Source organism: Mariprofundus erugo (genome assembly GCF_005818865.1).
Classification (GTDB): Bacteria; Pseudomonadota; Zetaproteobacteria; order Mariprofundales; family Mariprofundaceae; genus Mariprofundus; species Mariprofundus erugo.
The window spans coordinates 71,611-85,083 of the sequence record NZ_VBRY01000011.1; the positions used below are offsets into that span (position 1 = coordinate 71,611).

Genomic DNA, 13,473 nt, shown 5'->3' on the forward strand with positions numbered 1-13,473 from the left:
TCAATGTTATGGAGATGCTGAAGATCTGCGCATCCATAACGCTCGGCGGTGTGATTTATCGATCAGCAAATTCAGTGCCAGCTACAAAGGTTTGCAGGCAGAGACGAAATCATGCGTTTGCCCATCGATCAGTATCTCCACCTGAAGTTAGCGCAGGACCACAAAGATGCGATGCAGGACACATACAGCTCATCTCCGCTGCTCACAATCCCGATCAGGAAGAGGTCATGACAAGTATCACCATGGTCGATACCAGCAAGGCTTGTCCGGAAGAGGTCATCACCGGGCCGAAGATTGCTATTGCAAGAGGAGAACATATGAATAAAAAGTGTATCGCCAGTGGTGTGGTCAGCGCCCTGATGTTTATCACACCGGTATTATCCGTCACGGCTGCCGAGTCACGCTCCATGCTGGAGGAGGCTGAGGCGGTAAGAGCGCCGGAGCTGTCCCCTCTGGCCTATCAGCTAGCCAAAGAGGCATATGCACAGCATAAGAGCAGCGAGGCAGATCTGGAGGCACAAAAGGCGATTAACAATAGCCTGACCATGAGCAGTCATTTCCAGACCCTGATCGAATCGCGTGATCGTATGCATGCAGCAGGTGCGCGTGAAATTCGACGCGATCTGGCCGATCGGGCGGAAGAGGCATTTGAGAAGGTGGTTGCTGCCGTGGAGGAGGGCAATTTGCATCGGGCGGCGAAGGAGTCGGGAAATGCCGAACTGCTGACCTATCAGGCAGAGGTGGTGGCTGCCCGTGAACAGTTGACCCGGCCCATTGCCCGTGCGATTGCCGAAGCTCGCAAGGCTGATGGCGGCCGATATGCTCCGAAGGCGTTTGCCGGCGCCAGTGAAGGACTCAAACAAGTCGAGCGACTGGTCAGCAGTCATCCGGCTGCCCGTGGCCAGCTCTACAATGAGAGCCGCAACAGCATTGCATTGGCCGGCAAGGCTGAACAGATCGGTGTACAGGGGCGATTGCTGCATAAAAAGCCGGCCATGGTGGAAGAGTGGCTCGACAGCCGTCAGCATGATTTGAATGTGATTGCAGAACATCTTCACATCACGACGGACAAAGAGACAACCGACGAGCAGGTTGCCCTGATTATGCAGGCGATTGATCAGATGAAGTCAGGCTATGAAGCTGAACTTGCTGATGCCAGCGAGCAGATTAATCGCCTGCAGGGCCATGTCTCTGAACTGGATGCCGCCCGCTCAAGCCTTGATGAAGCGCGCTACAAGCTGCAGTTGAAACGCGATGCGGAGGCAAAAATTGCACAGCTGGCCAAGTTGTTTAATCCGGATCAGGTAGAGCTCTTTCTGACCACCGATGCCGATGTGATCATTCGCATGAAGGCGATGAACTTCCCGAGTGGCAGCACCATTATTCCAACCGAATCCTATGAGCTGCTGGAGTTGACCGGCAAAGCCATCGACCTGTTTGCCAACAGAGCCATTCGCATTGAAGGCCATACCGACTCGATCGGCAATGATGAATATAATCAGCAGCTGTCCGAGCGCCGCGCCATGACGGTCAGGGAGTACTTTGAGGCACGCTTCGGGGAAAACCACCGTGAGATCACGGCTGTCGGCTTTGGTGAGGATCATCCGATTGCCAATAATGAGAAGGCGGAAGGGCGGCGTAGTAACCGGCGCATTGATATCGTCTTGATTGCACCGACGATGGATACAGCTGAGTCATTGCCACAACAGGCGGCACTACCGCAATAAAACGGACGGCACAGCGCGCAATCAAATAAAAAGAGGCACACCAAACAAAAAGGCCCGGGAGGATAACCTTCCGGGCCTTTTTATTTGGTGCAGTTCTCTCCGAAGGGAGATGATTAACGTCTGGCTCCGGGCAGCAGCAGTGCTGCTGATACGGTGCGGCCCTCGGCCAGCAGGATGTTATAGGTACGTGCTGCCGAACGGGAGTCCATACATTCAAAGCCGATATGGTGATCGGCAAGGAACTGCATGACCGATGTATCCGGAAAAGCCGTGGTACGGCCGGTACCGATGATCAGCACCTCAGGCGGCTGTTGCAGAAACATTTGCAGCACATCCACCGTTACATCCCTGATGCGGGCAGGGCCCCACGGGTTGACCAGTTTACCCTCGTGAATACACAGGCTGCTGTGGTAAAGCTGATGGTTCACCTTGATATAGTCATCATCATAACCGGTAAACAGCAGCGTATCCCGATGCAGATCGGGACTAATGTCACCCATGAAGAATGAGGAGCTCAGGGCCGCTCCTCCATCTTGTTGCGCTCTTCCTCATCGCCTTTGAAGCGGCCGGCGAGCGACAGCATGATCGGGCTGGCGATATAGATGGAAGAGTAGGTACCCACGAGAATACCGGCCAGCAGGGCGAATGCGAAATCGTGAATCACTTCACCACCGAAGAAAAACAGCGCGGCAACCACAAGCACCGTTGTGCCTGAGGTCATCAGGGTACGGGCCAGCGTCTGGTTGACCGAAGCATTGGCAATATCTGCCTCTTCACCCGGGTTCTTGCGTTTGCGATTGGCAGCAAAGTTCTCGCGAATACGGTCAAACACCACAATGGTGTCATTAAGTGAGTAACCGATCACCGTCAGCAGGGCAGCGATGACGGGCAGGGTAAACTCCTTGCCGGTAATGGCGAACAGGCCAAGCACGATGGTGATATCATGCACCAGTGCCGCATCAGCGCCGAGAGCAAAACGGAACTCAAAGCGGAAGGTGACATAGACCAGAATCGCCAGCATGGCGATCAGTACAGCCATGATACCAGCCTGAGTGAGCTCTTCACCAACCTGCGGGCCGACAAACTCCACACGACGCATTTCAACAGCATCCGCACCGAACTTTTCGTTCAGACCATCAAGGATGGCGGTGCTGATGGTGGATGATTTCTCATTCTCCTTGTTCTGTACGCGGATCATGATCTCTTCAGGCGAGCCGAAATCCTGAATCACCGCATTGCCATATCCCTTCGGAGAAATGGCGCTACGGATGTCAGCAATATCAGCCGGCTTGTCGAATTTCACCTCCACCAGCGTACCACCGGTGAAGTCGATACCGAAATTCAGCCCCCTGGTAGCCAGGGCTGCCAGTGAAATGACAATCATCAGTGCCGAGATAAGCATCGCAAGTTTGCGTCTGCCGATAAAATCAATATTGATGTCTGGACGGATAAGTTGCATGAATGCCTCAAATACTCAGTTTTTCGATACGGGAACGCTTCTCAGTGCTCAGTGCAATGATGGCGCGGGTGACAGTAATGGCAGTGAACATCGAGGCCAGAATACCGACGGAGAGTGTGACGGCGAATCCCTTCACAGGACCGGAACCGAACTGAAACAGCACGATTGCGGCAATCAGTGTGGTGATGTTGGCATCGATAATGGTCGAGAAGGCCTTGTTGTAACCACCGTCAATGGCCGCCAGCGGTGTTTTGCCAAGATAGAGTTCTTCACGGATACGTTCGAAGATCAGTACGTTGGCATCCACAGCCATACCGATGGTCAGCACGATACCGGCAATGCCGGGAAGGGTGAGGGTCGTTCCGATCATGCTCATGGCAGCAACTATCAGCACCATGTTGAAGATCAGTGCGACGTTGGCGACAAGACCGAACATGCGGTAGTACACAGCCATGAAGATCAGCACCAGAATCATACCGATAATGACCGAGTTCATGCCCTGATCAATCGAGTCCTGACCCAGGCTCGGGCCGATGGAGCGCTCTTCCACCACCTTGACCGGAGCGGGGAGGGCGCCGGCACGCAGTACAATAGCCAGATCATGGGCCTCAGCCGGTGAGAAGCTGCCGGTAATCTGCGCAGAACCACCGGAAATACGCTCACGAATCACCGGAGCCGAGTTCACAACACCCTCAAGAATAATGGCAAATCGCTCACCGACATGGGCTGCGGTCAGCTTGTCAAACTTGTGGGCTCCCTTGCTGTTGAACTTCAGGGTTACGGCATACTCATTGAAGCGGGAATCGATTGATACGCGGGCATCTGCAATCTCGTTACCCGACAGTTCGGTATGACGCTTCAGCAGGTATGGCTGGCGATCGCTCTGACCATTGCTGCGCACTTTTTCAGGGCCATACATGATGATGTCGCCGGGAGGAATGCTACCGGCCATCGCCTTTTCGAGATCACCTTTTTCATCCACCAGCTTGAACTCGAGCTGGGCGGTACGGCCGATCAGCTGCTTGGCATGGGCAGAATCTTCATAACCGGGGATCTGGACAAGAATACGCTGTTTACCCTGTTTGACGATAACCGGCTCGGTGGTGCCAAGTGCATCGATACGTCCACGAATCACTTCAATGGCCTGATCTACCGCGAATTTTCTTGTTTCATCGGCAACGGCTTGCTTGAGTGTCAGCAGGAAGGTGTTATCCGGTGCTGAAGCGATATCGTAGTTATTAAAGGTATCTTTCAGCAAAGCTTCCGCCGCCGCCATGTCTTCGGAGCTTCTGATGCTGACCTGCAGTACCAGACCGTCGTTGGCCAGCTTGCTATAGCGGATTTTCGCCTTGCGCAAAGCCTGACGTGCTGTGTCGACATCTTCCTCAACACTGTGGGCCACGGCCTTGTCGACATCCACATCCAGTACCAGGTGGACGCCGCCTTTAAGGTCAAGGCCGAGACTCATCGGCTTGCTGAGCGCTGCCGGCCACCAGGATGGCACACTCATGATATTGGGCAGTGATGCCATCACGGATACCACAAGAACAGACAGAATTAACCATATTTTCCAGCGAGGGAAGCTTTGCATGAAAGAGATCCTTTAAAGAGAGTACAATATTCGACCGACTGAAATCAGTCGGAAAGGCCTACAATCGTATCACGCTTGATTTTCACGCGGACGTTTTCAGCAATTTCAACCTTGAGAAAGTCATCTTTAACATCAACGATCGTACCGTAAAAACCGCCACCGGTGATAACTTTATCACCTTTCTTCAGCGCCTCGATGATGTTGCGGTGTTCTTTAACCTTCTTCTGCTGCGGACGGATGAGCAGGAAGTAGAAGATGACCATGATCAGCAGCAGCGGAATCAGCTGCGCAAATCCATTGGCCTGCTGCGGATCTGCAGCACCTTCGGCCAGTGCCGGTGAAATGAGGGCGGCCACAGCGGCAATGGCTGCAAACGAGTGGGTGATAATTGATTTCATGTGGATGATTGCTCCTGAATTAAATGGAAGGCGGGGATTATGCATGGTCACGATAGCGTTGTAAAAAGCGATTGCGGAATTCCGGCCACTCGCCCTGCTCGAGAGCGTTTCTGGCCCGGCTCATAAGATCGCAATAATAATGGAGATTATGTAGCGTATTCAGTCGGGATGAGAGAATCTCTTTAGCCATATAAAGATGACGGAGATAGGAGCGGGAGAAGTTGCGACAGGTGTAGCAGCTGCAATCCTCCATGATCGGGCGGGGGTCCTCGGCATAGCGCAGATTCTTGATATTCAGCTTGCCATCGTCGGTAAACAGTGTGCCGTTACGGGCATTACGGGTCGGCATGACACAGTCGAACATATCAATGCCACGATCGATCCCCTCAATCAGATCATCGGGCGTGCCGACACCCATCACATAGTGAGGTTTGTCGACCGGCAGATGCGGAGCCAGTGCATCCATCATCGCCATCATCTCCTCTTTCGGCTCTCCGACCGAGAGGCCGCCGATGGCAATGCCTTCAAAATCAATGGCTGAAAGCATCTCCAGACTCTGAATTCTCAGCTCAGGATACATACCGCCCTGAACAATGCCGAACAGTGCCTGCGTATCGTTGACAGGCAGGTGCTCACGGCACTCTCCGGCCCAGCGCATGGACATCAACATGGAGGCTTCGGCCTCACTGATTGTTGCCGGATAGGGAGTGCACTCATCAAAGGCCATAACGATATCACTGCCCAGCTGACGCTGGATATGCATGCTCTCTTTCGGGCCGAGAAAGACGGCTGAACCATCAATATGCGAGCGAAAGCGAACACCATGCTCCTCAATTTTGCGCAAATCACCCAGCGACCACACCTGAAATCCGCCTGAGTCGGTCAGAATAGGGCGGTCCCAGCTCATAAAACGATGCAGCCCCCCCATACGCTCAATCAGATCCGCACTGGGACGCAGCATCAGATGATAGGTATTGCCGAGAATAATGCTGGCCCGGATATCTTCGGTCAGATCGGCAGGGGTCATGCTTTTTACGGTGGCCTGGGTACCTACAGGCATAAATACGGGGGTTTCAACCACACCATGGGCAAGATGCATGCGGCCTCGCCGTGCGAATCCGCCTTCGTCTTTTGCCAATACTTCAAAGGTCAATGCATTCATGGCGGGGCAGACTGACGGCATGTGCAGGTCGCAGCAAGTAATCAGACTTACCGTCACTGTAACAGAATCGCCGGATGAATCAGCGATGCACGGAGGATAACCCGGTGTCCGCCATGCAGTGTGAAAATCCGCATATTTCGGATGGACTGTCGATGCTCACCATGGTTATGTTTTGCTTGCGATGGCGCATGCCATCTGCAGAATGATCTGTTGAAGCAGGATAGCCTCCTGTCCTGAAATATCTTTCAAGAACATATCGAGGAGTTGAGTTATGAAATTACCTGAATTCAGAGTAGCCAAGTCTGCTGTATTTGCGGGCTTTTGTCTGTTTTCCGGAATGGCTGCACAAGCCGGGGATCTGTCCGACTGGAAGCTGCCGGCAGTACCGGTACCCGCTGATAACCCGCAGAGTGAAGCAAAAGTTGCACTGGGCCATCAGCTCGCATTTGATCCTCGCTTATCTAAAAATGACTCGATCAGCTGTGCCGGTTGCCATCTGCCGTTTGCCGGTGGTGGCGGCCACACCCCGCGTGCCTTCGGACAGGGCGGCGAACTGGGACGCTGGGCTCCTTCATGGGTCAATGCTGCCTATTACGACACCCTGTTCTGGGACGGGCGTGCCTCCTCGCTGGAGGAGCAGACCGGTGCACTTCCCGGCCATATGGGCCCGATCTCGGCACCGGGTGAAATGGGTGGTGATGTCAATGCGATTGTAAAACGCCTTAATGGCATTCCTGCCTACAAGAAGCAGTTCAACAAGGTGTTTGGTGAGGATGCAACCGGTCCGAATATCGCCAAAGCGATTGCCGCATTCGAGCGTACCCTTGTGGCCACCGATTCACCGTTTCAGCGTTATGTGAATGGCGATGAAAAGGCAATTTCACCTGCTGCAAAACGGGGCTTTGAACTGTTCCAGGGTAAGGCACAGTGTGCTGCCTGCCACAGCGCACCACTGATGACCGATAATGCCTATCATAATATCAGCGTGCCGCAGGTTGGACCATTGAAAGAGGACCTTGGCCGTTATGAGGTCACCAAAGATGATGCCGACAAGGGTGCCTTCAAGACCCCTTCACTTTATAACTCGGCCTCTTTCACCTTCTTTATGCATGATGGTGCGATGTCCACGATGGAGCAGGTGATCGAGCATTACAACAAGGGTGGTGATGCGAAGAATCCGAATCAGGATGCCCTGATGACACCACTGAAGCTGACAAAGGCGGAGAAAAAGGATCTGGTTGCATTCATGAAAACCCTGACCGACAAGCATCTGAACCGCATTCACACACCTGTGCTTCCCTGAAAGATTCAAGCACAGTGAAACATTCAAGAGGCGCGTCAATGACGCGCCTCTTTTTTTATGAATATCAACCATATGGCACTTCTCGTTAAATCATTACACAATCATGGAAAGGACGCTTTTAATCAGTTCATCGCGCATTAGCGGGAAATAATGCTGAAGAAATTTTTTGACTTATCGGTAAAGAAAGGGGTGAAAGAACGCCCCCCCGATATTTTGGTCCTGAAGATTCCCTCATACGAGCCATTTACTACATCCGCTGTATCCACAGCTTGTTTCTGTAGTGAATCACTCTATTCGGCAAATCTTATAAGGGGGAATCAAGCGGCGCCCACACACCTTTACCTGCACTGGCTATTTTCAGGCTGAAACAATCGTATCGATGCGATGTCGGCTTGGTCGCAGCAGTCATGTTGGTTAGCATGCCGCGATGCCACTGATCATTTTCCTTGTTCTTCTGTTCGCCGTTCCATTACAGGCCCATGCCATCATCAATGCCGAAGATATCGATCTTCCTGCCAATACCGAGGGGGTTGCCGGCAAGGTTGGCCTGTCGGTCAATGGCAGCTCTGGCAATACAGCCAAGGTCAATGGTGAAGCAAGCGGACGGTTGCGCTGGCAGCATGGACGTCACACCGAAATGGCTGTGGCCAGTTACGCCTATGGTAAAAGTCGCGGACGCCGCGATACCAACAAGGCATTCGGTCATCTTCGCCACCGCTTTGCCCTGGACCAGAACTGGGATATCGAAGCCTTCGGCCAGCTGCAACAGGATGAGTTTGCCCGGCTGAAGCTGCGTACACTGCTCGGTGGTGGCATGCGCTGGTCTGAAAGCGATGAGCATTGGGGTGTGCATATCGGTCTTGGCTCCTTCTTTGAGCGGGAAGCGTTGAGGGGCACCAATGCACCGGCCACCCGTCTGTGGCGAATGAACTCCTACCTGTCGTTTCAATATATATTAAACGATCATGTTCGCTTGCAAAATACCGTCTATTATCAGCCGGCATGGAAAACCCCGGCCGATTTTCGACTGCTGGATGATGCTGCCATGAAGGTCTCGTTAACCGACGGACTGGCTCTGCGCCTGTCGGTGGAAACCGCGCATGATTCCCGTCCGCCGACCGGCATCAAGGCCACCGATGTCAGCTACAAAACTGCACTTGAGTATGCATTCTGATCTCTGAAGGCGCTGCACTGGTTTAGAGAAATACCTCTACAGCTCCTCGCCAACGTAAACTCATACACTCTTTCAGCACCGGCAGATCACACCGGATGAGTATCTAAGGCTGATTCATGCCCGTATCGCCCATTGCCTGTTCAGCCGCCTTTGCGACCTGATATGTCGCATACACCGGGATCATTGCGATATCTATGCATGCGGTGGTCGTGGCAAACTAATCTATGATCGTGCAATGCCCGGATTCAGGCGGAGATTGAAACATGGAGGCGATGGTGAGCGAGCATAACAGCAGCAGTCAGGCCATTGCGCAGGCAAAGCAGGCGATCGCAAATGCGGATGCGCTGCTGATCACGGCCGGAGCGGGGATGGGCGTGGACTCCGGATTACCTGATTTTCGTGGCGTACATGGATTATGGCGGGCGTATCCGGTGCTTAAGCGGCGGGGCCTAAGCTTCGAAGACATGGCGAGACTGGCATGGTTTCGCGATGAGCCGGAACTTGCCTGGGCCTTCTACGGCCATCGCCTGCACCAGTACCGACAGACGCAGCCACATGCCGGATTCGGAATGTTACTCGATCTGTGCCGGCAGAAGGGCGATAACTATTTCGTCGTGACATCGAATGTCGATAGTCATTTCCACAAAGCAGGCTTCGATGATTCACGCATCCACGAGGTGCATGGCTCACTCGATTGGTGGCAGTGCAGCAGCGGCGCGCATAAGGATTTATGGCCTGCCGATGATGATGCGGTGATTGTCGATGAAGAGCGCTTCAGGGCGACACGCATGCCGTATTGTCCCGATTGCGGGGAGGTGGCCCGTCCCAATGTGCTGATGTTTGGCGACTGGCGCTGGGTTGATACCCGTGAAAGCAGGCAGGCCGCGCACTTTATCCACTGGCTGGAGCCATTGCGTGCTGAGGGAAAGCAGGTTGCCATCATTGAGATCGGGGCAGGGCGGGTGATTCCCACGATTCGTGAACTGGGCGAGCATTTGTTCTGGGATCTGTTTCCATACTGCTCGCTGATCCGCATTAACCCGCGGGATCATAAGGTGCCGGAAGGAGCCATCTCGATTGCCATGAATGGACTGGACGGCATTCGCAGCATCCTGGGCGAGGTGTAGCTACTGAGATTTGTCATCCATTTGGATGACAAGACAATCGCCTGATGAGACCTATACTGTGGTCTCCCCACCGGCTTGACGGTGGAGCCTGATCAAGCTGGAGCAAGTGCGATGACATCGGATCAGTTGAAGACCAGCCCCTTTCATCCGCTGGTGAGATCGTGACCCATAAGGTGGCCCGAAGTTGTGGAGGGGCTGAATGAACAACGAAAAGGTGGCAGGGGATTACCAAAGAGGCGCGGCAGGAGCTGGAAGATAAAACAGGACGTGGCGGGCTGACGGGCGAAAACTTCCTGCTGCCTGCTGCTGCGCATAAGAGGCTGGGCGAAGATCAGTAACCCGTTTTATCCGGTGGTAATGATCCACTTGAATGATATTGGGAGCGGAAAATGAGACTTGGCGATATAGCTGAAATTCATGCTAACATTGATACGCTGGAAGACGGGGATATAGTCATGATGGCAGTAGGGGAAGGGGTTGGCGCTGTTGTTCAGTATAGTGCCTCATTTGCTGCTGAAATGAATTCAAAAAAACTTGTGATAAGAACTTTAGATGGCTCTGTTTTTGAACGTTTACAGGGAAAACAGACAGCGATCAGAGCGATGGCGAAAGGGGCCGCACTTCTCCGAATCACTGTTACAGATCTCAAGGAATTAGATATCTGATTATCTGTAGTTAGAGCATCAAAGCACATGCATTGGAACTGGGGGACTCATTGACGAGCACTGAAGCACAAACTCGCCGCGATAAAATCGACGTCGCCCTGGCTGCCGCAGGTTGGAATATATCTGACCCAACCCAGGTAGCGCTTGAGTTTGATATTTCAGTTGATCTTCCCGAAGGCGTCTCCGAGCCACAAACTCCGTATCAGGGTCACCAGTTCAGCGACTATGTGCTTAAGGGTAAAGATGGGCGTCCCCTTGCTGTCGTCGAAGCCAAGCGGACATCAAAGGACGCCGCGCTTGGTCGTGAGCAGGCCAAGCAGTACTGCTACAACATCCAAAAGCAGTTGGGTGGAGAGCTGCCGTTCTGCTTTTACACCAATGGACTCGAAACCTATTTCTGGGATCTGGGCAACTACCCGCCGCGTAAGGTTGTTGGCTTTCCCACCCGCGATGATCTGGAGCGCTTTCGCTATATTCGGCGTAATCGCAAACCGCTGACACAGGAGCTGATCAACACATCGATCGCTGGTCGTGACTATCAGATCCGTGCCATTCGTTCTGTGCTCGAAGCAATCGAACAGAAGAAGCGGGATATGCTGCTGGTGATGGCCACAGGTACAGGCAAGACCCGTACCTGCATTGCTATGACCGATGCATTGATGCGAGCAGGACATGCAGAAAAAGTACTCTTTCTGGTCGACCGTATTGCCTTACGTGATCAGGCGCTCGGAGCATTCAAGGAGCATCTGCCAAATGAGCCACGCTGGCCGAATATGGGTGAAAAGCTGATTGCCAAAGATCGGCGCATCTATATCTCCACCTATCCGACGATGTTAAATATCATTCGGGGCGAAGCGCAGCACCTCTCTCCACACTTCTTCGATTTCATTGTCATTGATGAGAGCCATCGCTCGATCTACAACACCTATGGTGAGATCCTCGACTACTTCAAGGCCATCACTCTGGGCCTGACAGCGACGCCAACCGATATCATCGATCACAACACCTTCAGGTTATTTCATTGTGAGGATGGGTTGCCAACCTTCGCCTACACCTATGAGGAAGCGGTCAACAATGTGCCTCCCTACCTGTGCGATTTTCAGGTGATGAAGATTCAGACGAAATTTCAGATGGAGGGTATCAACAAGCGCACCATCACCCTGGAGGATCAGAAGCGGCTCATTCTCGAAGGCAAGGAGGTTGAAGAGATCAATTTCGAGGGCACCCAGCTTGAGAAACAGGTGATTAACAAGGGCACCAATGCCCTGATCGTCAGGGAGTTTATGGAGGAGTGCATCAAGGATGGAAATGGCGTGCTTCCTGGCAAGACCATCTTCTTCTGCTCTTCCAAAGCACATGCACGCCGTATCGAGGAGATTTTCGACAAACTCTTTCCGCAGTACCACGGAGAGCTGGCCAAGGTGCTCGTATCGGATGACCCGCGTGTTTACGGCAAGGGTGGTTTGCTCGATCAGTTTACCAACAATGATATGCCGCGTATTGCCATCAGTGTCGATATGCTCGATACGGGTGTCGATGTGCGTGAGATCGTGAACCTCGTATTCGCCAAACCAGTCTACTCCTATACCAAGTTCTGGCAGATGATCGGACGCGGTACGCGTTTGCTGGAGACCAGTAAGCCCAAACCCTGGTGTACTGAGAAAGATTCCTTCCTGATCCTCGACTGCTGGGACAACTTCGAATACTTCAAGCTGCAGCCGAAAGGCAAAGAGCTGAAACCACAGTTGCCATTGCCTGTCCGGTTGGCGGGGCTACGGCTGGATAAGATCGAGAAAGCAATTGATAGCGGCCATGAGGAGTTGGCCGAGCGAGAGATAGCCAAGCTGCGCAAGCAGATTGCCGGTTTACCGGCGAGTTCTATCGTCATCAAAGAGGCTGCAACCGTCCTGCATCAGATCGAAGATGAGAATTTCTGGGTCAAGCTCTCCCATCAGAAGCTCGAATTCCTGCGTGCTGAGATCAAACCGCTGTTCCGTACCGTATCCGAGGCTGATTTCAAGGCCATGCGTTTCGAGCGTGATCTGCTGGAGTATTCGCTGGCGAAGTTGTGCGAAGAGAAAGAGCGGGCTGAAGTGCTGAAAGAGAGTATTACCGAGCAGATCGGTGAACTACCGCTCAGTGTACCTTTCGTCAAAGTTGAGGAAGAGCTGATTCGCGCAGCGCAAAGCAATCGTTTCTGGGCCATGGCGGATGAGGATGCGCTCGATGATCTGTGTAACAGGCTTGGCCCGCTGATGAAATTCCGTGATCAGAGTACCGGTGGTACAGACCCCATTCACCTTGATCTGATCGACCAGCTTCACAAGAAGGAGATGGTGGAGTTCGGGCCGCAGCATGAAGCAGTCAGTGTCAGTCGCTATCGTGAAATGGTAGAGGCTCTCATCATGGAGCTCACTGAAACCAATCCGATCCTGCAGAAGATTAAGGGCGGTGATTTCATCAGTGATGGCGAGGCCGATGAATTGGCTTCACTGCTGCATGCCGAGCATCCGCATATCACGCAGGATCTGCTGCGTCAGGTCTATAAGAACCGCAAAGCCCGCTTTATCCAGTTTATCCGCCATATCCTCGGCATCGAGATTTTGAAGAGTTTTCCCGATACTGTGGCCGAGGCTTTCGATCAGTTCATTCATGAGCACAGCAACCTGAGCAGTCGCCAGTTGGAGTTCCTGAACCTGTTGAAAAACTTCATTGTCGAGCGGGAGAAGGTAGAGAAGCGTGATCTGATCAGCGCCCCATTCACAGTGATTCATCCTCAGGGTATTCGCGGCGTGTTCGGTCCATCTGAGATCGACGAGATCCTGCGCATGACCGAGCGGCTGGCTGCTTGATATGAACCACGGAAA

11 protein-coding genes are annotated in these 13,473 nt (G+C 53.0%); 6 read left to right on the forward strand and 5 right to left on the reverse strand.

From position 1 onward, the window contains the following. The first annotated feature begins 227 nt into the window (after nucleotides 1-227). Entirely contained in the window at nucleotides 228-1,727 is a 1,500-nt protein-coding gene (locus FEF65_RS11310) for an OmpA family protein (protein ID WP_238701367.1), read from the forward strand. A 113-nt stretch (nucleotides 1,728-1,840) separates the two neighbouring features. Here the strand turns inward: FEF65_RS11310 and FEF65_RS11315 are convergent, their stop codons facing one another. Genes FEF65_RS11315 through tgt form a run of 5 tightly spaced genes read right to left on the reverse strand, consistent with a single transcriptional unit; the run spans nucleotide 1,841 to nucleotide 6,337 of the window. Further along, a complete protein-coding gene (locus tag FEF65_RS11315; protein ID WP_138239929.1) occupies nucleotides 1,841-2,227 on the reverse strand; it encodes an Mth938-like domain-containing protein in 387 nt (128 codons plus the stop codon). A gap of 14 nt (nucleotides 2,228-2,241) precedes the next feature. Next, nucleotides 2,242-3,186 (reverse strand): protein translocase subunit SecF, encoded by a 945-nt coding sequence (gene secF, locus FEF65_RS11320; protein ID WP_138239930.1) that lies wholly within the window; start codon nucleotides 3,184-3,186, stop codon nucleotides 2,242-2,244. 7 nt (nucleotides 3,187-3,193) lie between these two features. Next, nucleotides 3,194-4,777, reverse strand: coding sequence for a protein translocase subunit SecD (secD, locus tag FEF65_RS11325; RefSeq protein ID WP_138239931.1), 1,584 nt, complete (start codon nucleotides 4,775-4,777; stop codon nucleotides 3,194-3,196). A 44-nt stretch (nucleotides 4,778-4,821) separates the two neighbouring features. Then, on the reverse strand, nucleotides 4,822-5,175 hold the full coding sequence (gene yajC, locus FEF65_RS11330; protein ID WP_138239932.1) for a preprotein translocase subunit YajC: 354 nt from the start codon (nucleotides 5,173-5,175) through the stop codon (nucleotides 4,822-4,824). Between the two features lie 37 nt (nucleotides 5,176-5,212). Further along, nucleotides 5,213-6,337: a tRNA guanosine(34) transglycosylase Tgt gene (gene tgt, locus FEF65_RS11335; protein ID WP_138239933.1), complete on the reverse strand. Its 1,125-nt coding sequence runs from the start codon at nucleotides 6,335-6,337 to the stop codon at nucleotides 5,213-5,215. 271 nt (nucleotides 6,338-6,608) lie between these two features. On the opposite strand from tgt, the gene FEF65_RS11340 reads away from it, so the two are divergent. The 5 genes from FEF65_RS11340 to FEF65_RS11360 all read left to right on the forward strand — a co-directional run bounded on the left by FEF65_RS11340 (nucleotide 6,609) and on the right by FEF65_RS11360 (nucleotide 13,458). After that, nucleotides 6,609-7,640 carry a cytochrome-c peroxidase gene (locus FEF65_RS11340; protein WP_138239934.1) on the forward strand — a complete coding sequence of 344 codons (1,032 nt, stop codon included), beginning with the start codon at nucleotides 6,609-6,611 and terminating at the stop codon, nucleotides 7,638-7,640. 427 nt (nucleotides 7,641-8,067) lie between these two features. Continuing rightward, nucleotides 8,068-8,814 carry a DUF481 domain-containing protein gene (locus FEF65_RS11345; RefSeq protein WP_138239935.1) on the forward strand — a complete coding sequence of 249 codons (747 nt, stop codon included), beginning with the start codon at nucleotides 8,068-8,070 and terminating at the stop codon, nucleotides 8,812-8,814. A gap of 263 nt (nucleotides 8,815-9,077) precedes the next feature. After that, entirely contained in the window at nucleotides 9,078-9,941 is an 864-nt protein-coding gene (locus FEF65_RS11350) for an SIR2 family NAD-dependent protein deacylase (protein WP_202978272.1), read from the forward strand. Nucleotides 9,942-10,330: 389 nt separating this feature from the next. Then, on the forward strand, nucleotides 10,331-10,606 hold the full coding sequence (locus tag FEF65_RS11355) for a hypothetical protein (protein ID WP_138239936.1): 276 nt from the start codon (nucleotides 10,331-10,333) through the stop codon (nucleotides 10,604-10,606). A gap of 50 nt (nucleotides 10,607-10,656) precedes the next feature. Beyond that, on the forward strand, nucleotides 10,657-13,458 hold the full coding sequence (locus tag FEF65_RS11360) for a type I restriction endonuclease subunit R (RefSeq protein WP_138239937.1): 2,802 nt from the start codon (nucleotides 10,657-10,659) through the stop codon (nucleotides 13,456-13,458). The last annotated feature ends 15 nt before the right edge of the window (nucleotides 13,459-13,473 follow it).